General features: G+C 70.6%; 20 protein-coding genes. 15 read left to right on the top strand and 5 right to left on the bottom strand.

The window, feature by feature from the left end:
* Window positions 1-145: 145 nt before the first annotated feature.
* Window positions 146-1,090, bottom strand: a complete 945-nt coding sequence (locus HQQ79_RS13665; RefSeq protein ID WP_027466150.1) for a carbohydrate ABC transporter permease — start codon at window positions 1,088-1,090, stop codon at window positions 146-148.
* Between the two features lie 196 nt (window positions 1,091-1,286).
* Here HQQ79_RS13665 and HQQ79_RS13670 point away from each other — a divergent pair, with 196 nt between their 5' ends.
* Window positions 1,287-2,312 carry a LacI family DNA-binding transcriptional regulator gene (locus HQQ79_RS13670; protein WP_035808788.1) on the top strand — a complete coding sequence of 342 codons (1,026 nt, stop codon included), beginning with the start codon at window positions 1,287-1,289 and terminating at the stop codon, window positions 2,310-2,312.
* A 326-nt stretch (window positions 2,313-2,638) separates the two neighbouring features.
* Here HQQ79_RS13670 and HQQ79_RS13675 read toward each other — a convergent pair whose 3' ends face one another.
* Window positions 2,639-4,144, bottom strand: a complete 1,506-nt coding sequence (locus tag HQQ79_RS13675; protein ID WP_173034955.1) for an alpha-N-arabinofuranosidase — start codon at window positions 4,142-4,144, stop codon at window positions 2,639-2,641.
* A 295-nt stretch (window positions 4,145-4,439) separates the two neighbouring features.
* Here HQQ79_RS13675 and HQQ79_RS13680 point away from each other — a divergent pair, with 295 nt between their 5' ends.
* From HQQ79_RS13680 to HQQ79_RS13690, 3 genes are all read left to right on the top strand, one after another.
* Entirely contained in the window at window positions 4,440-5,795 is a 1,356-nt protein-coding gene (locus HQQ79_RS13680; RefSeq protein ID WP_027466147.1) for an extracellular solute-binding protein, read from the top strand.
* Between the two features lie 84 nt (window positions 5,796-5,879).
* Complete coding sequence (locus HQQ79_RS18730) at window positions 5,880-6,851, top strand: carbohydrate ABC transporter permease (protein ID WP_027466146.1); 972 nt, start codon at window positions 5,880-5,882, stop codon at window positions 6,849-6,851.
* Between the two features lies 1 nt (window position 6,852).
* On the top strand, window positions 6,853-7,764 hold the full coding sequence (locus tag HQQ79_RS13690) for a carbohydrate ABC transporter permease (RefSeq protein ID WP_027466145.1): 912 nt from the start codon (window positions 6,853-6,855) through the stop codon (window positions 7,762-7,764).
* Between the two features lie 665 nt (window positions 7,765-8,429).
* Here HQQ79_RS13690 and HQQ79_RS13695 read toward each other — a convergent pair.
* Window positions 8,430-9,260: a siderophore-interacting protein gene (locus HQQ79_RS13695; protein ID WP_173034957.1), complete on the bottom strand. Its 831-nt coding sequence runs from the start codon at window positions 9,258-9,260 to the stop codon at window positions 8,430-8,432.
* 28 nt (window positions 9,261-9,288) lie between these two features.
* On the opposite strand from HQQ79_RS13695, the gene HQQ79_RS13700 reads away from it, so the two are divergent.
* The 8 genes from HQQ79_RS13700 (at window position 9,289) to HQQ79_RS13735 (ending at window position 15,822) form a co-directional block, all read left to right on the top strand.
* Complete coding sequence (locus HQQ79_RS13700) at window positions 9,289-10,392, top strand: FecCD family ABC transporter permease (RefSeq protein ID WP_367948102.1); 1,104 nt, start codon at window positions 9,289-9,291, stop codon at window positions 10,390-10,392.
* 11 nt (window positions 10,393-10,403) lie between these two features.
* Complete coding sequence (locus HQQ79_RS13705) at window positions 10,404-11,555, top strand: iron ABC transporter permease (RefSeq protein WP_173034959.1); 1,152 nt, start codon at window positions 10,404-10,406, stop codon at window positions 11,553-11,555.
* Window positions 11,552-12,496, top strand: coding sequence for an ABC transporter ATP-binding protein (locus tag HQQ79_RS13710; RefSeq protein WP_173034961.1), 945 nt, complete (start codon window positions 11,552-11,554; stop codon window positions 12,494-12,496). Before HQQ79_RS13705 ends, HQQ79_RS13710 begins: the two co-directional genes overlap by 4 nt.
* Before the next feature lie 11 nt (window positions 12,497-12,507).
* Window positions 12,508-13,533, top strand: a complete 1,026-nt coding sequence (locus HQQ79_RS13715; protein ID WP_173034963.1) for an ABC transporter substrate-binding protein — start codon at window positions 12,508-12,510, stop codon at window positions 13,531-13,533.
* A gap of 79 nt (window positions 13,534-13,612) precedes the next feature.
* Window positions 13,613-13,849, top strand: coding sequence for a hypothetical protein (locus HQQ79_RS13720; RefSeq protein ID WP_173034965.1), 237 nt, complete (start codon window positions 13,613-13,615; stop codon window positions 13,847-13,849).
* Window positions 13,850-13,925: 76 nt separating this feature from the next.
* The gene (locus tag HQQ79_RS13725; protein ID WP_216852515.1) at window positions 13,926-14,495 is read left to right on the top strand and encodes a GNAT family N-acetyltransferase; all 570 of its coding nucleotides are present in this window, start codon (window positions 13,926-13,928) and stop codon (window positions 14,493-14,495) included.
* A gap of 55 nt (window positions 14,496-14,550) precedes the next feature.
* Window positions 14,551-14,742, top strand: coding sequence for a hypothetical protein (locus HQQ79_RS13730; RefSeq protein ID WP_027466139.1), 192 nt, complete (start codon window positions 14,551-14,553; stop codon window positions 14,740-14,742).
* A gap of 90 nt (window positions 14,743-14,832) precedes the next feature.
* Window positions 14,833-15,822, top strand: a complete 990-nt coding sequence (locus tag HQQ79_RS13735; protein WP_173034967.1) for an alpha/beta hydrolase — start codon at window positions 14,833-14,835, stop codon at window positions 15,820-15,822.
* Window positions 15,823-15,868: 46 nt separating this feature from the next.
* On the opposite strand, the gene bla is transcribed toward HQQ79_RS13735, so the two are convergent.
* Window positions 15,869-16,672, bottom strand: a complete 804-nt coding sequence (gene bla / locus HQQ79_RS13740) for a class A beta-lactamase (RefSeq protein ID WP_367948103.1) — start codon at window positions 16,670-16,672, stop codon at window positions 15,869-15,871.
* Window positions 16,673-16,873: 201 nt separating this feature from the next.
* On the opposite strand from bla, the gene HQQ79_RS13745 reads away from it, so the two are divergent.
* Window positions 16,874-17,431, top strand: coding sequence for a GNAT family N-acetyltransferase (locus HQQ79_RS13745; RefSeq protein WP_173034971.1), 558 nt, complete (start codon window positions 16,874-16,876; stop codon window positions 17,429-17,431).
* 84 nt (window positions 17,432-17,515) lie between these two features.
* On the opposite strand, the gene HQQ79_RS13750 is transcribed toward HQQ79_RS13745, so the two are convergent.
* Window positions 17,516-18,997: a mannitol dehydrogenase family protein gene (locus HQQ79_RS13750; protein ID WP_173034973.1), complete on the bottom strand. Its 1,482-nt coding sequence runs from the start codon at window positions 18,995-18,997 to the stop codon at window positions 17,516-17,518.
* A 185-nt stretch (window positions 18,998-19,182) separates the two neighbouring features.
* Here HQQ79_RS13750 and HQQ79_RS13755 point away from each other — a divergent pair, with 185 nt between their 5' ends.
* Together HQQ79_RS13755 and HQQ79_RS13760 are read left to right on the top strand one after the other, a co-directional pair.
* Window positions 19,183-19,821: a TetR/AcrR family transcriptional regulator gene (locus tag HQQ79_RS13755; protein ID WP_027466131.1), complete on the top strand. Its 639-nt coding sequence runs from the start codon at window positions 19,183-19,185 to the stop codon at window positions 19,819-19,821.
* Window positions 19,822-19,908: 87 nt separating this feature from the next.
* Window positions 19,909-22,560: an MMPL family transporter gene (locus HQQ79_RS13760; RefSeq protein WP_173034975.1), complete on the top strand. Its 2,652-nt coding sequence runs from the start codon at window positions 19,909-19,911 to the stop codon at window positions 22,558-22,560.
* Window positions 22,561-22,615: the final 55 nt, after the last annotated feature.

Consider the following 22,615-nt stretch of genomic DNA (forward strand, 5'->3'; position numbering starts at 1 on the left):
AGGCCGGAACGCTTCGGCTTGCGTCCGCCTTCCGCGGTGCGGAGCTGCCTGGAGGCGCGGATCGAGCGGGTGCGCGGCGCACGTTGCGTCGTGGTCGCCTCGGTCACCGTGGCCGCTGCGGGCCCGGAGGGGTGCTGGATGGTGCTCATCGGTTCTCCTCGCGGGTGCCGCGGACCTGGACGACGTAGGCGATCACCGCGGTGATCACGCCCATCACGATCGCGACCGTGGCGGAGTAGTTGAACTGCTGACCGCTGAAGGACAGCGAGTAGGCGTACATGTTCGGGGTGAAGGCGCTGCCGATGACGTTCGGGGCGAGCGTCTTGAGCAGGTTCGGCTCGTTGAAGAGCTGGAAGCTGCCGATGATCGAGAAGATCGTGGCGATCACCATCGGGCCGCGGAGCGCCGGGAGCTTGATCGAGAAGACCGTGCGCATCGGGCCGGCACCGTCGAGCTCGGCCGCCTCGTACAGCTCACCGGGGACGGTGCGGAGTGCCGCGTAGAAGATCAGCATGTTGTAGCCGAGGAACTCCCACGTGACCACGTTGCCGATCGACGTCAGGACCCAGCTCGGGCTGAACGGCTGCAGCAGGTCGATGCCGAGCGCGTCGTTCGCGGCGCCCGTCAGACCGAACTGGTTGCCGTAGATGAAGCCCCAGATCAGGGCCGCGACGACCCCGGGGACGGCGTAGGGCAGGAACACCGCGATGCGGAAGAAGCTCGTCCCCCACAGTCGGGCGCTGTCCAGGGCCAGGGCGGCGACGAGCGCGAGGCCGAGCATGATCGGCACCTGGACGACCAGGAAGATCGCGACCCGACCGAACCCGGACCAGAACTTGGCGTCCTGGAAGAGCTGCACGTAGTTGGCGAACCAGACGAACTGGTTGCCGCCGATGAGCTGGTCGCGGAACAGGCTGAGCCAGAGCGCGTAGCCGATCGGCACGATGAGCATCAGGACCAGGACGACGACGAACGGGCCGACGAACAGCCATCCGGTGAACCGTCCCCGCGGCTTGGGGCGGCGGCCGGCGGGGCGCTCGGCGGTGGGGCGCGGTGCTGCCTCACCGGGGCGCGCTGCGAGCGTGCTCATGTGACTCCTTCGTCTGCTGCGTTCGGGTGGTCGATGTCGGCGGCTCGGCCCGGGCCGGATCAGGGTGTCCGGGCGGTCACCGATGTTGACGTCAACATCGAACGACGCGACGATAGCATGGCAACGTCAACATGCGCTAGCGTCCGGGGAGGCCGACCGCTCGGCCCCTCGATCCGGAAGGAGCGCCAGCGTGACGATGGAGTCCCCCGCCGGCACCCGCCGCGCCCCCTCGATGGCCGCCGTGGCCGACGCCGCCGGGGTGTCCATGCAGACGGTCTCACGCGTCGCCCGGGGCTTCGACAACGTCAGCCCGGAGACCCGCGACCGCGTCCAGCGCGCGATGGAGTCTCTCGGCTACCGGCCCAACCGTGCCGCCCGCGCCCTGCGCTCCGGCCGCTTCCGCACCATCGGCGTGATCATGTTCACGCTCGCTTCCTTCGGCAACATGCGCACGCTCGAGGCGATCGCCGACGCCGCCGGGGTCGCCGACTTCACGATCACCCTGCTGCCCATGGCCTCGCGCACCGAGGCCGGCGTCCGCTCCGCGTTCTCGCGCCTGCACGAACAGGCCGTCGACGGCGTCGTGATCATCATCGAGTCGCACATCATCGACACCGCCGAGGTCGTGCTGCCCGACGGCGTGCCCATGGTCATCATCGACTCCACGGGCAGCACCGACCACCCCGCGATCGACACCGACCAGGCCGACGGCGCCCGGCAGGCCACGCAGCACCTGCTCGACCTCGGGCACGAGACCGTCTGGCACGTCGCCGGGCCGGAGTCGTCGTACTCGGCCGCCCGACGCCTCGCCGCGTGGCAGGACACCCTGACGCGCGCCGGTCGACCGGTCCCCCCGGTGTTCCGCGGCGGCTGGACGACCGAGCACGGCTACGAGGCCGGGCTCGAGATCGCCGCACGGCCGGAGATCACCGCGGTGTTCGCCGCGAACGACCAGACCGCCCTCGGGGTCCTGCGCGCAGCACACGAGTCCGGTCGCCCTGTGCCGTCGTCGCTGAGCGTGGTGGGGTTCGACGACTCCCCCGAGTCCGACTCGTTCTGGCCGCCGCTGACCACCGTGCACCAGTCCTTCGACGAGGTCGGCCGCCGAGCGGTCGCGAACCTGCTCGCCCAGATCGACGGCGAGCGCGTCAGCGTCGCGGCCGACCTGGTGCCGGTGCGGCTCGTCGAGCGGGCGAGCACGGCGGCGCCGCCGGCGCGCTGACGGCCGCGCGCGAGGCGCGGCGCGTTTCGCGCTCAGCGACAGTCCACGCGCGCGCGTTCCCGTGAGGTGTCGCCCAGGCCGTGGAGTCACCACGCGCCGGTCGGGAGGCCCGGTGCCAGGCCGCCACGGGCCTCCCGGCCGCCGCGCGGGCACGTCACGGGCCCAGCGACAGTCCACGCGCCCGTCACCCCGTGAGGTGTCGCCCACCCCGTGAACTCGCGCCCGGCCCGCCGCGCACGCGCAACGCGCAGAGGACGTCGGGCGCGAGCGCCCGACGTCCTCTGTGCTCACTCGACGCCCGCCGTGGCGTGCGCCGAGGCGTTCTGTCAGCCGATCGAGACGGCGGTCCAGGAGACCGGCGGGAGCTCGATCGTGACGGTGTCGCCCTCGCGGCGGACCGACTCGTTCGTGCGGAGCCCCACGCGCGAGGTGTTCTTCAGGTCGTTCACGGCGTGCAGGTCGTCGTCCCAGACACCCTCGGCGTGGACGTCGCCCGTCGCACCGATGCCGGCCAGGTCGATCGTCACCGTGGTCGGCTCGGACGGGTGGCGGTTGATCAGGAAGACCGCTGCCTTGCCGTCCTCGGACACGGTGGCGGCGGAGTCCACGACCGGGACCTCACCGTGCTTGCCACCGTCGACCGTGTCACCCGAGGCCTTGACCTGCAGCGAGGTGCCCTGCGCCAGGCGCGAGGTGACCGAGAACGGGAAGAAGGTCGTCTGGCGCCAGGCCGGGCCACCGGGCTCGGTCATGATCGGGCCGATCACGTTGACGAGCTGGGCGAGCGAGGCCGAGGCGACGCGGTCGGCGTGGCGGAGCAGCGAGATGAGCAGGCCACCCACGACGACGGCGTCGGCGACGGTGTAGACGTCCTCGAGCAGACGCGGGGCGACGGGCCACTCGTCGAGCGTGAAGGTCTTGGCCTTCGCCTCCCACTTCTTGATCGACCAGACGTTCCACTCGTCGAACGAGATGTCGATGCGCTTGTCGGACTTCTTCTGCGCCTGGACGTGGTCGGCGGCCGTGGTGACCGTCTTGATGAAGTGGTCCATGTTGGCGCCCGAGGCGAGGAACGACGGCAGGTCGTCGTCCTCCTCGTAGTAGGCGTGCGCGGAGATGTAGTCGACGTCGTCGTAGGTGTGCTCGAGGACGGTGCGCTCCCACTCGCCGAACGTCGGCATCGACGCCCCCGAGGAACCGCAGGCGACGAGCTCGAGGTCGGGCTGGATCTGCCGCATGGCCTTGGCGGTCATCGCGGCGAGCTTGCCGTAGTCGTCGGCGTTCTTGTGGCCGAGCTGCCACGGGCCGTCCATCTCGTTGCCGAGGCACCACATCTTGATGGCGAAGGGTTCCTGGCGACCGTTCGAACGACGGTATTCGGACAGTGCGGTGCCGGCGTCGATGTTCGCGTACTCGAGGAGCTCGATCGCCTCCTGCGTGCCGCGGGTGCCGAGGTTCACGGCGAGCATGAGCTCCGAGCCGACCTGGTCGAGCCAGTGCTGGAACTCGTGCAGGCCGACCTCGTTCGTCTCCGTCGAGTGCCAGGCGAGGTCGAGGCGGCGGGGGCGCTGCTCGACGGGGCCGACGCCGTCCTCCCACTTGTAGCCGGAGACGAAGTTGCCACCGGGGTAGCGGATGGCGGAGACGCCGAGTTCCTTGACGAGTTCGACGACGTCCTTGCGGAAGCCGTGCTCGTCGGCGGTCTCGTGGGTGGGCTCGTGGATGCCGTCGTAGACGTGGCGGCCGAGGTGCTCGACGAACCCGCCGAACAGGCGACGTCGCACCGGCCCCACGGTGAACGCGGCGTCGAGGACGAGGTGTGTGCGGGGCATGGATCTCCTTCGATCGTGGCAGTGCGGTTCGTGCGGGGAGCGGGTGGGGCCACGGACGGGAACCGAAGCGGGCCGTCACGAAAGTGAGCGCTCACCTGACAGAAACGCTACCGGGTTCCACGCCGCCGCGAAAGGGGTGGCGGATGCCGGGAGCGAGCGCTAATGTGAGCGCTCACGGAGCACCGGAAGGTCGTTCCGTGTCCGGAGCAGCAGTGCTCCGGGTCCGGAGCAGCGATGCTCCGGCGGGAGCACCGACCCTGTTCCCGAGCCCGGCCCATCCCGATGGAGTGATGCCATGCCGATCCCACCCGCAACACCCGCGTCGCGCCTCTCGCGCCGGGGCTTCCTCGCCGCCGGGGCAGCGGCCGCGACGGTCCTGCCGCTCGCCGCCTGCTCGAGCCCCCTCGCCGCCGGCCTCGCCGGAAGCGCACTCAACCCCGAGACCCTCGTCTTCTGGAACCTGTTCGGCGGCGGCGACGGCGTCCGCATGCAGGCCATGGAGGACGGCTACGCGAAGCAGCACGGCGGCTCGAGCGCGCTGCAGGGCACCACGTTCGCGTGGGGCAACCCGTACTACTCGAAGCTGACACTGGCGACCGTCGGGAACAAGCCGCCGGACGTCGCGGTCGCGCACCTGACCCGCGCGAAGCCGCTCTGGGACGGTGACCTGCTCGACCCGATCACCTCCGACGACCTGGCGAGCGTCGGCCTGAGCGCCGCCGACTTCAACCAGAAGGCCTGGGCGGCGCAGAAGACCGACGGCAACAACATCGCGGTCCCGCTCGACACCCACCCCTTCGTCCTCTTCTACAACGTCGACGTCTGCAAGAAGGCCGGCCTGATCGACGGCGACGGCAACCTCGTCGACCTCAACGGCATGGACAACTTCGAGAAGGCCCTCGCCGCGGTCGCCAAGGTCACCGGCGGCACGGCGCTCAACGTCGCGAACGTGGTGCCGGAGACGGCCACCCCGTGGCGCTTCTTCTGGACGATGTACAACCAGCTGAAGGACGCCACCCCGTTCATCAGCGACGGCGGATCGAAGCTCACCGTCAACGAGGACGCCTACAACGAGGTCACGAGCCGCACCCAGAAGTGGGTGAAGGAGGGCTGGCTGAACAAGGCCCTCGACTACGCCACCGCGCAGTCGCTCATGTTCGACGGCAAGGCCGGCTTCTTCATGCAGGGCGAGTGGGAGATCAGCACCGCGCAGTCGATCAAGGGCCTGAACTTCGGCATGGCGCCGATCCCCCAGCTCTACGACAAGCCGGCGACCCAGGCGGACTCGCACACGTTCGTCCTGCCGAAGAAGGCCCGCACGCCGGAGCAGCGCAAGCAGCACATGCTCTTCATCAAGCAGATGCTCGAGCAGAGTCTGACGTGGGCCGAGGGCGGGCACGTGCCGGCCTACATCCCGACGTTCGACAGCGCCGCCTACAAGAAGCTCACGCCGCAGTCGAACTACGCGGCCGCAGCCGAGACCGCCGTGTTCGACGACGCCGCCTGGTACGGCGGTTCGGGTTCGACGTTCGAGGGCACGGTCGGCGCCCAGCTCGCCCTCGTGCAGCAGGGCAGCTCGTCCCCCGCGCAGGCCCTCAGCGCCATCAAGTCGCAGCTCGCGACGTACCTCAACACCCCGAGCCCCCTGTGACCCGGCACGCAACCGCCCGTCGGGACCACCCCGGGCAGACGACCCCCGCGATCGCCGTGAACACCGCGCGAAAGGCACGATGACGTGACCACAGCACCTGTCCTCGACCGGCCGACCGACGCGGCCACCGCGCCGCGTCTCCGCCGGAACCGCTCCTACGGCTCCAGCGTGAACCGCGGCCAGGGCCGCAGCGGCTGGCTGTTCCTCGCCCCGTTCGGCCTGTTCTACGTGGCCTTCCTGCTCGGCCCGACGGTCTGGATGATCGTCACGAGCTTCTTCAACACCTCGACCGTCCGCACCGGGCTCGGCAGCTTCGCCGGGTTCGCGAACTACGCCGAGATGCTCGGGCGCAGCGACTTCTGGTCGTCGCTCTGGCACACGCTGCAGTTCACGCTGTACACGACCCCGCCGCTCGTCATCCTGGCGTTCGTGTTCGCCGTGCTCACGAACCGGATGAACCGCGGGCAGTGGTTCTTCCGTCTGGCGTTCTTCCTGCCGTTCATCCTGCCGTCGGCGACGATCTCGCTGATCTGGGTGTTCATCTTCACGCCGAGCACCGGTCTGTGGGCGAGCCTGCAGTCCGCGATCGGCATGACGCCCGGCTCCGGCATGCTGTCGAGCCCGAACACGGCCATGATCGGTGTCGCGATCGCCACCGTGTGGTGGACCCTCGGCTTCAACTTCGTGCTCTACCTGGCCGGTCTGCAGGAGATCCCGCGCGAACTGTACGAAGCAGCCGCCGTCGACGGTGCGTCGAACTGGCAGCAGATCAAGTCGATCACGCTCCCCCTGCTCGGCCGCACGACGACGCTGGTCGTCCTGCTGCAGATCATCGCGAGCCTGAAGATCTTCGACCAGGTCTACCTGATGACGAACGGCGGGCCGGGCATCTCGACCCAGGTCTCGCTGCAGCTCATCACCGGCGTCGGCTTCACCGACAACCGGCTCGGTGCCGCATCGGCCGCGTCGGTCCTCCTGTTCATCGTGATCGTGGCGATCGCGGTCATCCGGCAGCTCGTCGAGCGTGCTGCCGCCAAGCGAGAGATCGGGGCCTGACATGACCGCCACCGAGAGCATCACCACCGGCCGCAAGCTCCGCACCGGCGTCTCGTCCGCCGCTCCCACGAGCGCCGCGAAGATCGGCGTCAGCGGTCGGGGCTTCACGATCGCGTCGGGGATCGTCCTGACGATCTTCGCGATCATCTGGCTCATCCCGAGTGTGTTCGCCCTGAAGACGTCGCTGTCCGACAACGGCGTCGCCGCCCTCGGCGCGAACGCGATCCTGTCGAACTGGAACCCGACGCTGCACTCGTACTCGTCGCTGTTCCAGGCCGGCGACATCTGGAACTGGTACCTCGCCAGCGCCATCACGAGCGTCGTCACGGCGGCACTCACCGTGCTGTTCGCGTCGATGGCGGCGTTCGCGCTGTCGCGGCTGGTGTTCCGCGGCCGCAACATCGCGTTCCTGCTCATCATCCTCGGGATCATGATCCCGACGCAGGTGCTGATCATCCCGATCTTCCAGGAGCTCAACGCGGTCGGCCTGCTCAACACCTACTGGTCGGTGATCTTCCCGCAGGTGCCCGCCGTGATCGCGGTGTTCATCTTCAAGCAGTTCTTCGACGGCATCCCGAAGGAGCTCGAAGAGGCGGCGCGCATCGACGGCGCCGGCATCTGGAAGGTCTACTGGTCGGTCATCCTGCCGCTGTCGCGTCCGGTGATCGCGGCCGTGACGATCCTGACCTTCGTCGGGGTGTGGAACAACCTGCTGCTGCCGCTGTTCGTGCTGTCCAACCCGGACCTCATGACGATCCCGGTCGGGCTCGCCACGGTCCAGGGCAGCTTCGGGCAGCGCTACGCCGACATCCAGGCCGGTGCGATCCTCGCGGCGCTGCCGCTGATCATCCTCTACCTGATCTTCCAGCGGCAGATCGTGGAGGGCGTGACGGGCTCGGGCCTCAAGGGCTGACGCCACCCCACCACGGACGGGAGGCCCGGTGCCAGCTGGCACCGGGCCTCCCGTCCGTCCGTTGGTCGCGTCACGAGCGCGGCGCGGCTGGCGAGAGCGGGCGTACCTGGCGGAATCGGGCGTACCTGGGCAGAAGTTCTGTGGCAGTACGCCCGAAAGCACCAGGCACCGCGCCCGCCAGGGGAAGGACCGGGCGTAGCGGGCGGAACCGGGCGCACCGGGCGGAACCGGGCGCAGCGGGCGGAACCGGGCGCACCTGGCGCGACCGGGCGTACCTGGGCAGAACGGGCGTACCCGGGCAGAAGTTCCGTGGCGGTATGCCCGAAAGCACCAGGCAAGGCGCGCGCAAGGGGAAGGACCGGGCGTACCTGATCAGAACGGGCGTACCTGGCGTGACCGGGCATACGTGGGCAGAACGGGCGTACCCGGGCAGAAGTTCTGTGGCGGTATGCCCGAAAGCACCAGGCAAGGCGCGCGCAAGGGGAAGGACCGGGCATACCTGGCGGAACCGGGCATACCTGGCAGAACCGGGCGTACCTGGCGGAACCGGGCATACCTGGCAGAACCGGGCGTACCTGGCGGAACCGGGCATACCTGGGCGGACCGGGCGTACCTGGGCAGAAGTTCTGTGGCAGTACGCCCGGAAGCACCAGGCACCGCGCGGGTCAGGCGGGGACGGAGACCTTCGTCTCGTGCTTCCAGAACCCGGAGAACGTGATGCGCGACTTCGGCAGACCCGCACGGTGCAGGTGGCGGCGGCCCTCCGTTGCGAGGCGCGACTCCCCCACGACGAACGCGTAGCCCTGGTCGTCGGACGGCACGTGCCGCTGCAGTTCGGCAAGTGCACCACTGCCTGGGACGGCGCCCGGCTGCCGGACGATCCACGTCACCTGCACGCCGGTGGGGGCGTCGAGGTCGCGGATGTCGGCGGCGGTCGGGACCTCTTGGATGATGCGGCCGACGCTGTCGCGCGGCAACGAGGCAGCGATGCCGACGACGCCGGGCAGCCCGGTCTCCTCGGCGGCGACGACGACCTCGCTGGTGCCGGCGGGGACATCGAAGATGCAGCCCTGGTCGAGCATCGCGAGTTCCTCGCCGGGGCGTGCGGCGCAGGCCCAGATCGCGGCGCGGCCCTCGAGCTCACCGCGGTGGTCCAGGTGCACGACGAAGTCGATGTCGAGCTCGGCGGTGCCGTCGGCGAGGAGGCGGTACGCGGCGACGGTGTAGTTCGCGCAGTGGGGACGGACGTCCTCGGGGATGCCGAGGAACGTCGGCCACCACTTCTTGCCGTCCAGGTCGGGCATCCGGAAGGCGTCCTGGTCGGGGCGTCGGACGAACAGGCGGAACCAGTGGTCGAAACCGAGGTAGCCGAACTCGTGCAGGTCGTCCCCGGTGACGGTGACGCGCTGCATCGAGGGGGTCACCCGCTGGGTCCGGAGGACACGGGCGCGGAAGAGCCGGGGGTTCGTCGGCAGGAGCCGCGGGGTCTTCGCCATGAGGCAAGGCTAACCTAAGATGACTTCCGTGCCAGCCCCCAATCCCGTTCTGGCTTCCGGTCCGGAGGCCCCCGAACCCGACGCGTCCCGAGCCCGAGCCGGCGATGCGTCCCGCGCCCTCGGCGTCCACCGGACCGCGATGCGGCGGCGGACCGCGGTGATCATCGGACTCGTCGTCGCCCTGGTGCTCGTCGCCGTGGCGAGCATGCTGCTCGGCAGCAACCGCATCGGTGTCGCCGACGTGTGGGCGGGGCTCACACGCTCCGGGTCGAGCACCGACGAGGCGATCGTGTGGGGCTCCCGCATCCCGCGCACGCTGATCGGTGCTGCGGTCGGTGCGGCTCTCGGCATCGCCGGACTCCTCATGCAGGGACACACCCGCAACCCGCTCGCCGACCCCGGCCTGTTCGGCGTCTCGTCGGGAGCGGGGCTCGCGGTGGTGCTCGGCGTCTACGTGTTCGGGGTGACGAGCACGAGCGCGACCGTCTGGTTCGCCCTGGTCGGGGCCCTGGTCGCCAGCGTCGTCGTCTTCTCGGTGACCATCGCCGGCAGCGGCACGGCCAGTCCGGTTCCGCTCGCCCTCGCCGGGGCCGCGGTGTCGGCACTGCTCGCCGCCCTGACCTCCTTCGTCGTGCTGACCGACCAGGCCTCGCTCGACGCGTACCGGCTCTGGGTCGTCGGGTCACTCGCCGCGCGACAGCTCGACATCCTCGGGGCGGTGTGGCCGTTCCTGGCCGCCGGGCTCGTGCTCGCGGTGCTGAACGTCCGCGCCCTCGACGCCCTCGGGCTCGGGTCCGAGCTGGCGAAGGGACTCGGCGAGAACGTGCTCGTCGCCCGGCTCGTCGGCCTGGGCGGGATCACGCTGCTCGCCGCCGGCGCCACCGCTGCTGCCGGCCCGATCGGCTTCGTCGGCCTGACCGTGCCGCACGTCGCCCGCGCGCTCGTCGGCACCGGACACCGCTGGACCCTGCCGGTCTCCGGTCTGGTCGGCGCCGCCCTCGTGCTGCTCGCCGACGTCATCGGTCGCCTGATCGGCGGGTTCTCCGAGGTCGAGGTCGGCATCGTGCTCGCCGTCATCGGCGGCCCCGTGTTCGTCGCCGTGGCCCGTCGCCGATCGCTGGTGTCACTGTGAGCGGGGCAGCGGTGCGCAGCACCGGCAGCACGCCCGGCAGCACCGGCAGCACGCCCGGAAGCACGCCCGAGACCACCACGCCGGGCACGCCCGCCCCTGCCCCCCATACCCCCGGCCGCACAGGCATCCGCATCGGCCCCGTCGGCCTCGCCTGGCGCCCCCGGGTGTTCTGGTACACCGTCGGGTCGCTCGCCACCGTCCTGGTGCTCATCGTGATCGGGACGGCGGTCGGCTCGACGTGGATCGCTCCCGGGGTCGTCGTCAGGTCCCTGCTCGGCCTGGAGTCCGGGCCGGACGCCTTCATCATCACCACCCTGCGCCTGCCCCGTGTGCTCACCGGCGCACTCGTCGGCCTGACGCTCGGGGTCGCCGGGGCGCTCACCCAGACCTTCACCCGAAACCCCCTCGGCACCCCGGACATCATCGGTGTCACCGCGGGCGCGAGCGTCGGTGCGGTCGCGGCCATCGTGCTCGGCGGCGGGACGTACTCGGTCTCGTCCCTGCTGCTCGGTGGCGGGATCCCGGTGGCTGCCACGATAGGCGCCCTGGTCGCTGCGGTCCTGGTGTACGGCCTGGGCTGGCGCGGGGGTGTGCAGAGCTACCGGCTCGTGCTGGTCGGCATCGGCGTGAGCGCGACGCTCGACGCCGTGACGAGCTACCTGCTCGTCCGCGCGAAGATCACCGTGGCCACCGCAGCGTCGCAGTGGCTCGTCGGCAGCCTGTCGAGCACCTCGTGGGAGAGCGTCTGGCCGCTGCTCGTGGTGGCCGCCGTCGCGGTGCCGATCGCACTGGCGACGAGTGCGGCGCTCGGCATCGGGCAGCTCGGCGACGAGGTCGCGACGGGCGTCGGACTCGGCGTCCAGCGGCACCGGCTGCTCGTCATCGCGCTCGCGGTCGTGCTGACCGCCGCCGCCGTGGCCGCCGCGGGGCCGGTCGGCTTCGTCGCGTTCGTCGTGCCGCAGGTCGGGCTCCGGCTCGCCGGCACGAACCGGCCGCCGCTGCTGCTCGCCGGTGCCCTCGGCGCCGTGCTCGTGCTCGCCGCCGACCTGCTGTCCCGTTCCGCGTTCCCGTGGCAGGTGCCGGTCGGCATCATCACCACCGTGATCGGGGCGCCGTACCTGATCTGGCTCCTCGTCCGTCACCGCAAGGAGATGTCCCGATGACAACACCGCACCAGCAGCAGCAGCACGAGCACCAGCACGAGCACCACACCCCCGTCCTCGAAGCCACTGCCCTGTCCGTCGGCTACGACCGCCAGCCCGTGCTGCGCGACCTGGACCTGCGCATCGAACGCGGCACGGTCACGACGTTCCTCGGCGCGAACGGCTGCGGCAAGTCGACGCTGCTCAAGGCGTTCGGCCGCGTGCTCAAGCCGCAGGCCGGCGAGGTCCTGCTCGACGGCACCCCGATCCGCCGGGAACCGAACCGCCAGGTCGCCCGCAAGCTCGCGATCCTGCCGCAGTCCCCCGTCGCCCCCGCGGGCACCAGCGTCCTCGACCTGGTGATGCGCGGCCGGAACCCGCACCAGTCGTGGGCGAAGCCGTGGACCGCCGAGGACGCGGCCGTCGCCGAAGAGGCCATCGCCGCCACCGGTCTGACCGAGGTGGCGCACCGCGACGTCACGAGCCTGTCCGGCGGGCAGCGCCAGCGTGCCTGGATCGCCATGGTCGTCGCGCAGCAGGCCCAGACGCTCCTGCTCGACGAACCGACGACCTACCTGGACCTCGCGCACCAGCTCGAGGTCCTGCGGCTCGTCCGGCGGCTGAACCGCGAGCAGGGGTCGACGATCGTGATGGTCCTGCACGACCTGTCGCTCGCGGCGCGGTACTCCGACCGGCTCGTGGTGCTGCACGACGGCGGGGTCGTGGCCGACGGCACACCCCACGACGTCCTCACCCCGGCACTGCTCGAGCACGCGTTCGGCCTGCACGCCCGGGTGTTCGCCGACCCGGTGACCGGTGCACCGATGATCGTGCCCGAGGCGGACGAGCACGACCCCGTGCCGAGTGCCCCGACGAAGCACACGGCCCCGAGCGCCCCGACCGAGCACACGGTCCCGACGAAAACCGAAGACGTGCTGGCGAGTGCTGCGAACTTAGGTTAGCCTCTCCTAACGTGAAGACCTCCCGACGTGGCCACCTGCGCGCCGCCCTCCTGACCTCCGTGACCGTCTCGGCACTCCTCCTGACCGGCTGCTCGAGCACCGGCAACTCGAACGACTCCGACTCCGACTCCGACGGCGGCACCGCCGCGTCGAAGGCGTGGTCGTACGAGGACGCCACGGGCGCCACCGTGAAGGTCGACCACACGCCGAAGCGCGTCGTCGTGCTGAACGACATCGCCCTGTCGTTCATCGAGTACGGCCTGAAGCCCGTCGGCACCTTCGGGCAGCTGACGATGGCGAAGGACGCCCGCTTCGCGGGCCTGGACACCGACGGCATCACGCAGCTCGGCACCGCCTACGGCGACATCGACCTCGAGAAGCTCGCCGCGCTCAAGCCCGACCTCGTCGTCACGTCGGTCTACCCGACCGACGCCAAGGGCACGCTCGACACGAAGCAGCCCGGCTACGGCTTCAAGGACACGGCGCAGGAGAAGCAGATCGAGGCCATCGCGCCGGTCGTCCAGGTGAAGTGGGGCGGCAAGGGCGAGGACGTCATCGAGAAGATCGCTGAACTGTCCGAGTCCCTCGGCGCGAAGGAGTCGACGGTCGACGCCGCCGAGAAGCGCTTCGACACCGCGGCCGACGAGCTCGAGAAGGTCTCCAAGGAGAAGGACCTGTCGGTCGTCTCGATGTACGCCGACGGTGACGGCGCCTACGTCACCCGCCCGACCGACGAGCCGTCGCTGCAGATGTACGCGTCGTACGGGGTCGACTTCGTCAACCCGAAGCCCGAGGGCTTCTACTGGGGCATCTACTCGTGGGAGAACGCCGGCCAGATCACCGGTGACGTGCTGCTGCTGTCGCAGCAGGGCTACCAGGTCGCCGATCTGGAGAAGCAGCCGACCTTCGCCGACAACGCCGCGCTCGAGGCGGGGCAGGTCCACAGCTGGACGTTCCCGGCCCTCGACTACGCGTCGCAGGCCGACTACATGACCAAGCTCGCGGGTTGGCTCGAGGACAGCAAGAAGCTGTCCTAGGACCCACGCCCAGGCCGTTCGTGGTCTCGTTCCGGGCCGTCAGCCGACCGCGTCCGGACCGCCGCGCTACGATCCGGGCATGACCCCGCTCGCGCCACGTGTGCTGCACATCCTCTGCACGGCGTTCCTCGTCGTGGCGTTCCTGGCCTCGTTCATCGGTGGGTACGCGAACGCGAACGACTCCGGCGAGGGCGGCGCGAACATCGGTGCCGGTGCCCTGATGTTCTTCGGTGCACTCGCTGGCGTGGTCGGCATCGGGCTCGGTGTCACGGCGCTCGTCTCCGGCCTCGTCGCCGCCCGGCGCAGCGCAGCCTGACCACCGGTCGCGCGCCGTTCCGGACACCACGGTCGCGGTGGTGGCGGGATCGCCGGGGCCGGAGGATCATCGGCCCATGGAGTACTCGACGGCGATGCTCACCGAGGAGACGTGGCCCGACTTCGCCGCGCTCGTGACCCGCAGCAACGGCGTGTGGGGCGGGTGCTGGTGCATCGGCTTCCACCCGGACGGTCCACGCGGGACGCCCGACCCGACGGTGTCCCACCAGGAGGCGAAGCACCGGCACGTGCGGAACGGCACGAACCACCAGGTGCTCGTCTACGCCGACGGCACGGCGGTCGGCTGGTGCCAGTTCGGGCGACCGGTGGAGCTGCCGACGATCCTGAACCCCGGCGCCTACACCCGGGATGCCCAGGCGCCGCCGGACTGGCGGATCGGCTGCGTGTTCGTCGAGTCCCGACACCGCGGTCAGGGGGTCGCACGCGCCGCGGTCACGACCGCGCTCGAGGAGATCCGGCGGGCTGGCGGCGGGACCGTCGAGGCCTACCCGGAGCAGACGGTCGAGCGGAAGCCGCAGCGCGGGGCCTACCTGCACACCGGACCGGAAGAACTGTTCACGCAGTTCGGGTTCGTGCGCGACCGCCGCATCGCCAAGTGGCGGTGGGTGATGCGCACGACGGTGTGACCGGCGTACCCGCTCGACGCCGCACTGCCAGCCCGGCGCGCGTACCGTGGGCACCGTGACACGCACCGCTCCGGTACGACCGCACCGCCTCGCCCTCATCGGCGCCGCCGTGGCCCTGGTGATCGGGGTCGGACTGCTCTTCACCCCCTGGGACGGGCCGGTCATCGTGCTCGCCTGGGCGCTCATCGTCGCCGCGGTCGTGCTCGGCGCCATCACGTTGTTCTTCGTGCGGGCTCCCCGCAGCTAGAACGCGCACCCCGCCGGCGCGACGGGCTGGCGTGCGGCGCGACCCCGCCGCACCCGCACCACCCGCAGCAGCGCCGGATACGCTCGGCGCATGACGGACCAGGGGTGGCACGAGGACGTGCTCGGAGCACCGTACGAACGGCTCGAACTGCCGCTCGGCACCGACTCCGAGGGACCCGTCGTCGCCACCCTGGTCCGCCGCCGGCACACCCCGACGGACCTGCTGCTGCACGGCCGTGGGCCCCTGCACGGGGTCGACGTGCTCTACGTGCACGGCTGGTCGGACTACTTCTTCCAGGTCGAGCTCGCCGAACGCCTCGAGCGGCTCGGTGCCCGGTTCCACGCGCTGGACCTGCGAAAGTACGGTCGGAGCCTGCGCCCGTACCAGACCCCGGGCATGGTCGACGACCTGGCGGTGTACGACGAGGACATCGCCGCGGCGCTCGACGCGATCTCGGCCGAGCACCCCGGCTCGGACCGCCGCCGGCTCGTCCCGATGGGCCACTCCACCGGCGGCCTGACCCTGTCGCTCTGGGCCGCCCGGCACCCGGAGCTCGTGCACGGCCTCGTGCTGAACAGCCCGTGGCTCGAGTTCCAGGCCACCGCGGTCGGCCGGGCGATCGTCGCACCGGTCATCAAGCTCGGTGCCCGTCGGAACCCCCTCGCTCCGATGCCCGCCGTCGACCCCGGCTTCTACACCCGCACCGTCTCGGCCGAGGGCGAGGGGTCGTGGACCTACGAACAGAAGTGGCGGCCGGAGCGCGGCTTCCCCCTGCACCCCGGGTGGCTCGCCGCGGTCTTCGACGGCCAGGCACAGGTCGAGAAGGGCCTCGGCATCGGGGTGCCGACCCTGGTGATGCTGAGCGACAAGAGCATGCTCCAGCCGCGGTGGGACCCCGGGATGGCGCGCGCCGACGTCGCCCTGAACGTCGACACGGTGGCGCACCGCTCGCTCTCCCTGGGCGAGGAGGTCACGATCCGCCGGCTCGAAGGTGCCCTGCACGACGTGGTGCTGTCCGCGCCGAAGGTGCGGGAACGGGCGTACGACGCCATCGGGCGCTGGGCGACCACCCTCCGCTAGTCACGCGACGACAGTCCCGCGACGATGATCCCGCGATGCGTGCGACTCAGTCGCTCAGCCCGGCGACCGCGGCACGGGTCGCCGCGGCGACGAGCGCGTCCGACGGCTCCGCACCGGGATCGGCCCGGCTCGTCATCACGACGAGCACGATGGGCGCCCGCCCCGGCGGCGTCACGATCGCGATGTCGTTCCGCACCCCGTAGGACGCCGTGCCGGTCTTGTCGGCGACCCGCCACGACGGGTCCACCCCGGCACGGATCGTCGCGTCGCCGGTCGTGTTGCCGAGCATCGCCTCGCGGAGCACCCGCCGGTCGGCGGCGTCGAGGGCGTCCCCGAGCAGCACGGTCCCCAGGTCCGCCGCGAACCGCTCCGGTGTCGTCGTGTCCCGTCGGTCGCCCGGGGTCGCCTCGTTCAGGTCGGGTTCGACCCGGTCGACATGCGTCGTCCGGTCCCCGATGCCGCGCAGCCACCGCTCGACGGCGTCGGGCCCGCCGAGCCGCTCCACCAGCAGGTTCGCCGCGGTGTTGTCGCTGGAGCGGAGCGCGGCGTCGATGAGCTCGCGCACCGTCATCCCGGTGTCGACGTGCTCGCTCGTCACGGGCGCGTACTCGAGCAGGTCGCCGCGGTCGTAGTGCACGACGGTCGCCAGGTCGGTGCCGGACGAGGCGTCGAGGACCGCAGCCGCGATGAACACCTTGTTCGTCGACGCGAACGCGAACCGCTCCCCCGCACGGTGCGCGATCGTCCGACCGTCCCCGGTGTCGACGGCGACGACGCCGAGTCGTGCGTCGTACCGCCGCTCCAACGCAGCGAAGGCCCGGGCAGTGGCCGGGTCGGTCGACGGCGCCACGGACTCGGAAGCCGACCCAGAACCAGAAGCCGTTGCAGAAGCCGACGCCGACGACATCCTCCCGGTCGACGCCCCACCCGGGCCACCGGAGCACCCCACCAACCCGACCAGCACCAGGGCCGTCAGGGCCGCGGTCGTCGTCCTCGTCCCACCTCGCACACCCCGAGCCTGCCCGATCACCGTGCAACTACCCTGAGCGGCATGCCAGCTCCCGCCGTCCGCCTCACCCGCCTGGACCCCACCGGCACCGACCGCCAGGAGTTGCTCGCGTTCCTGACGTCGGAGGAGTTCCCGTTCCACGTCCGACGCCGCATCAGCGCGGCCGACGCGGCGAGCGCCGTCGACTCCGGTGCCTACCGCGACGACGAGCACGACACCTCCTGGCTCGACCACGACGACCACGGGCGGATCGGTCTGGTCCGCCTCGAGGACCTGGCCGACCCCGTCCCCCTGTTCGACCTGCGCCTGGCCGGTCGGTTCCGGGGTCGGGGCCTCGGGGTCCCCGCCCTGCGTGCGGTGACCGACCACGTGTTGACGACGATGCCGGCGATCACGCGCTTCGAGGGCCAGACCCGCGAGGACAACACCGCCATGCGCCGGGTCTTCGTCCGCGCCGGGTGGGTGCAGGAGGCCCACTACCGCGAGGCGTGGCCCGTCGACGGCGGCCCGGCCGTCGGGTCGGTCGGCTACGGCGTGCTGCGCCGCGACTGGGAGACGGGCGAGACCACCCCGGTGCCGTGGGACGACGTCGCGCGGTGAGCGGCTGACGGCAGCCGCCAGAAGGCGGACGGGAGGCCCGTGGCGGCGCCGCCACGGGCCTCCCGTCCGTCGGTCGGTCGCGTCTCAGGACCGCGACAGGCGCGCCACGGTGGCGTGCGCGCCGTCCGCGATGAGCCCGTCCAGGGCGTCGCGGTACGCCGCGACGAACCGTTCGTCGTCGACCAGGTCGCCGAAGACCTGGCGGTTCGCGACGAAGGCGAGGCGGTCCTCGCGCTGGGTCAGGGCGATGCGGTGCAGGGGTTCGGCGAGCCGGTCGACGATCTCGATGGGTTCACCGGACTCGTCGGTGCCCTCGTCGTAGCGGGCCCACGACGCGACGATGCCGGCAGACAGCGTGACGGGGCGACCGGCCGCCAGGTTCTCGCGCACGACGGGGAGCAGCCACTTCGGGATCCGGTCGCTCGACTCGGCGCAGAGCCGGGCGAGGGTGTCGCGCACCTCGGGGTTCCGGAAGCGCTCGATGAGGGTCGACTTGTAGTCCTCCAGGTCGATGCCGGGCACCGGGTGCAACGTCGGCGTGCCCTCTTCGTCCATGTAGCGGCGCAGGAAGGTCGCGATCGCCGGGTCCTGCGTGGCCTCGTGCGCGTAGCGGTACCCGGACAGGTACCCGAAGTAGCAGAGCCCCTGGTGGCTGGCGTTGAGGAGCCGCAGCTTCATGAGTTCGTACGGCTCGACGTCGTCGACGAGCTGGACGTCGGCGTCCTCGTAGGGCGGGCGGCCAGCGGGGTGGTCGTCCTCGAGCACCCACTGGAAGAACGGTTCTGCGACGACCGGCCAGGCGTCGTCGATGCCGAGCTCGTCGCGGACCCAGGCGCGGTCCCCGTCGGCGGTGACCGGGGTGATGCGGTCGACCATCGAGTTCGGGAACGCCACGTGCTCGTCCATCCAGTCCGCGAAGGCCGGGTCCTGCAGCCGGGCGTAGGCGGTGAACATCGACCGGGCGACGTGCCCGTTGCCCTGGATGTTGTCGCAGGACATCACGGTGAACGGGGCGAGGCCGCGGTCACGTCGGCGGCGCAGTGCCTCGACCACCAGGCCGAACACCGTGTGGGGTGGGCCGTCGCCGCGCAGGTCGGCCGCGACGCCGGGCTCGTCGGCGACGAACTCGCCGGTGACGTGATCGAAGTTGTAGCCGCCCTCGGTGATGGTCAGGCTGACGATCCTGGTGTCCGGGTGCGCCATCTTCTCGACGACGGCGTCCGGGTCGTCGACGGCGAGCAGGTACTCGACGATGCTGCCGACGACACGGGACTCGCGGGTACCGTCCGGGTGCTTGAGGACGAGCGAGTACAGCCCGCCCTGTTCGGCCATCGCGGTCGCCATCCGACGGTCCTGCTCGAGCACGCCGACGCCGCAGATGCCGTACTCGCGGGCGTCGCCCTGCTGCAGGAGCCGGTCGATCACCATCGCCTGGTGCGCGCGGTGGAACCCGCCGACGCCGAAGTGGACGATGCCGGCGGTGATGCCGTCGCGGTCGTAGGTGGGCACGGCGACACCGCTCGCGGCGATCTCGTCGAGGGTCTCCGGGGACAGGCGGACGGGCATCGGGTACTCCTTCGTACGGCGGCGGATCCGCGAGCGGTGACGCGGCGGTTCGTCCGTCCAGTCTGGCACCCGCCACCTCCGGCAGAACAGTGGTGCAGCACAGGCGTTCTGCTCCGGGGGACGAACCTGGGGGTGCACTCAACCTCGTTGCACCGAGTGCATCGATGCACCTAGTGTTCCATCTCGTGACCATCGCGACCGACCGCCGTGCTGCCCTCAAGGCGAAGCACCGTGCGGCGATCCTGCAGGCCGCTCGCGACCTGATCGACGAGCGCGGCGGCCGCGACTTCAGCGTGGACGACCTCGCCGCCCGGGCGGACATCGCCCGCCGCACCGTGTTCAACCACTTCGCCTCGCTCGACGAGGTCCTGCTGGCCGTGTGCGAACAGGAGCTGTCCGTCATCATCGACCGGTTCCTCGCCGACATGGCCCGGACCCCGGTCGGCGACGGCAGCCGGGCGTCGATGTTCGACGAGCTCGAGTCCGCGGCGCGCGGTGCCGACCTGGCTCCGGCGATCGCCAGCATGTACCGGATCCTCGGCGACCCCGGCAAGGACGACCCGAAGGCCGCGGTCCTGACCCAGACGGCGTTCTCGCGTGTGACCGAACGGCTCCGGCACGAGGTCGCCCGGCGCTACCCGGCCGCGGACCCCCTCGACGCCGCGCTGCTCGTCGAGTCGCTCATGAGCGGCATCGTCGTCATCGCGGAGCACTGGCTGGCGACGTCCGGCCCCGAGCTCGACCAGCCGGCGCTCGACGCGTGGGACGACCTGCTCGCCCGACTCGTGCACAGCGTCCGCAGCGGCTACATGGCCGACGACTGACACCGCCCCACCTCCTCATCCCCCAGGGGTCCACCGGCGCACCCCGCACCACCAGCACCTGACAACGAAAGGACCGCAGGCACCCGCATGGCCGGTCTCCTCTACCGTCTCGGACGGTTCTCCGCACGACGCCACTGGCTCGTGATCATCACCTGGGTCGCGATCATGGCCGTCGCGGGCGTCACGTACACGCTCTTCGCCGGCACCATCTCGTCGTCGATCACGATCCCGAACACCAAGACCAGTCAGGTGCAGGACCAGCTCGCCGACAAGTTCCCGTCGGCGAACGGCGGCAACGGCACGATCGTCTTCGAGACGAAGGACGGCAAGGCGTTCTCGTCGTCGCAGCAGTCCGAGATCGACGACTTCCTGACCAGCCTCGAGAAGCTCGACGGCGTCAAAGGCACGACGAGCGGCTTCGCCACCCAGAAGCAGCTCGACGACCAGCGGCAGAAGATCGTCGACGGGCGCGACCAGATCGAGTCCGGTCGCGCGAAGATCGAGACCGGCCAGCAGCAGCTCGACGCCCAGAAGGCGCAGCTCGAGTCCGGCAAGCAGAAGATCGCGACCGCCCAGGCGCAGCTCGACGCACAGAAGGCCCAGGCGCAGGCCGCCGGCGGCGCGGCCGTCCCCGCCGCACAGGCGCAGGCCGCGGCCGCCCAGCTCCAGCAGGCGCAGGCACAGATCGACGCCCAGCAGGCCCAGATCGACGCCGGAGAGCAGCAGATCGCGACCGCCCAGAAGACGATCGACACGAACAAGCAGAAGCTCGACGACAACGAGCAGCAGCTCGAACAGGGCTCGGACCTGCTCGACCTGTCGAAGGACATCCGCTTCGTGTCGGACAACGGCAGCGCAGCGATCGGCACCGTGCAGTTCACGAAGTCGACCTACGAGGTCCCCGCGGACACGAAGACCGCCATCGCGGACGACGCCGAGTCGGCCGACATCCAGGGCGTCAACGTGTACGTCTCGAACGACATCGCACAGGGCGTGCCGTCGATCCTCGGCCCGGGTGAGATCGGCGGTGTCATCATCGCCGCGATCGTGCTGCTCCTGATGCTCCGCACGGTCATCGGCGCCGCGGTCCCGCTCGTCAGCGCCGTCCTCGGCGTCGGAGTCGCTTCGCTCACCGCCCTGTCGTTCTCGAGCGTCGTCGAGTTCATCTCGGTCACGCCGGTGCTGGGGGTGATGCTGGGCCTGGCGGTCGGCATCGACTACTCGCTGTTCATCCTGAACCGGCACCGGACCCAGCTGAAGCAGGGCATGCAGGTGCACGAGTCGATCGGGCTCGCGAACGGCACCTCGGGCAACGCCGTGGTGTTCGCCGGTGCGACGGTCATCGTCGCGCTGCTCGCGCTGAACATCACCGGCATCCCGTTCCTCGGCCTGATGGGCACGGTCGGTGCGGTCGCGGTGCTCTTCGCGATCCTCATCGCGACCTCGTTCACCCCGGCCCTGCTGTCGCTCATCGGCATGCGGATCCTGCGGAAGAAGGAGCGCGCGAAGATCGGCAACACCGACTCCACGCGGATCCCGAACAAGCCGATGTCGAGCTGGCGCGCGGTCATCACGCTCGTCCTCGGCGTCGCGGTGCTCGGCACCATCGCCCTGCCCGCGACCCAGATGCGCCTCGGCCTGCCGAGCGGTTCGTCCGAGGCCGTCGAGTCGAGCCAGTACAAGGCCTACAAGACGCTCGAGAAGGAGTTCGGCGCCGGTCAGAACGGCCCGCTGCTCGTCGTGGCGACCCTGCCGGAGTCGATCAGCAAGAGCGACGTCACCGCGACCGAGGTCACCATCGGCCAGGCGATCGCGAAGAACGACGACGTCAAGGCCGTGCTGCCCATCGGGGCCTCGAAGGACCGCGACATCATCGCGTTCCAGGTGAAGCCCGCCGGCGGTCCGGACAGCGTCTCCACCGAGAACGTCGTCAAGGACCTGCGCGAGCAGACCGTCTCCACCGACGACGGCAAGGTCACCCTCGGCGTCGCCGGCAACGCGTCGGCGAACATCGACGTGTCCGAGAAGCTCTCGAACGTGCTGCCGCTCTACCTCGTGGTGGTCGTCGGGCTGTCGCTGATCATCCTGATCATCGTGTTCCGGTCGTTCCTCGTGCCGATCACCGCCACCGCCGGGTTCATCCTGTCCGTGCTGGCGTCGTTCGGTGGGCTGACCGCGATCTACCAGTTCGGCTGGCTCGGCTCGGTCTTCGGTGTGCACGACCCGGCACCGATCCTGAGCTTCCTGCCCATCATCGAGATCGGCATCCTGTTCGGTCTGGCGATGGACTACCAGCTGTTCCTGGTGTCCGGCATGCGTGAGGCCTACGCCCACGGTGCGAGCGCGAAGGTGGCCGTCCAGCGCGGTCTGCACGCGGGTCGCGCGGTGGTCACGGCGGCGGCGATCATCATGATCTCCGTGTTCGCGGGCTTCATCTTCTCGGACTCGTCCACCATCAAGCCGATCGGCTTCGGGCTGGCGTTCGGTGTGCTGATCGACGCCTTCGTCGTCCGCATGCTGCTCATCCCGTCGGCGATGCACCTGCTCGGCAAGAGCGCCTGGTGGTTCCCGAAGTGGCTCGACCGCATCGTGCCGGACGTCGACGTGGAGGGCGCGAAGCTCGAGCGCACCCACCCGGTCGCCGGCCACGAGGACACGCACACCGGCACCCACGCGCTTCCCGTGGAGCCAGACGCGAACGCGCACGACTCGGGGCACCCGCCCGCGCACCGCGCGTAGTCGACGCACCAACGCCACCACCCTGGAGGCCCGGTGCCGGTCCACGAGACCGGCA

It is taken from the genome of Curtobacterium sp. VKM Ac-2852 (assembly GCF_013205045.1).
Classification (GTDB): Bacteria; Actinomycetota; Actinomycetes; order Actinomycetales; family Microbacteriaceae; genus Curtobacterium; species Curtobacterium flaccumfaciens.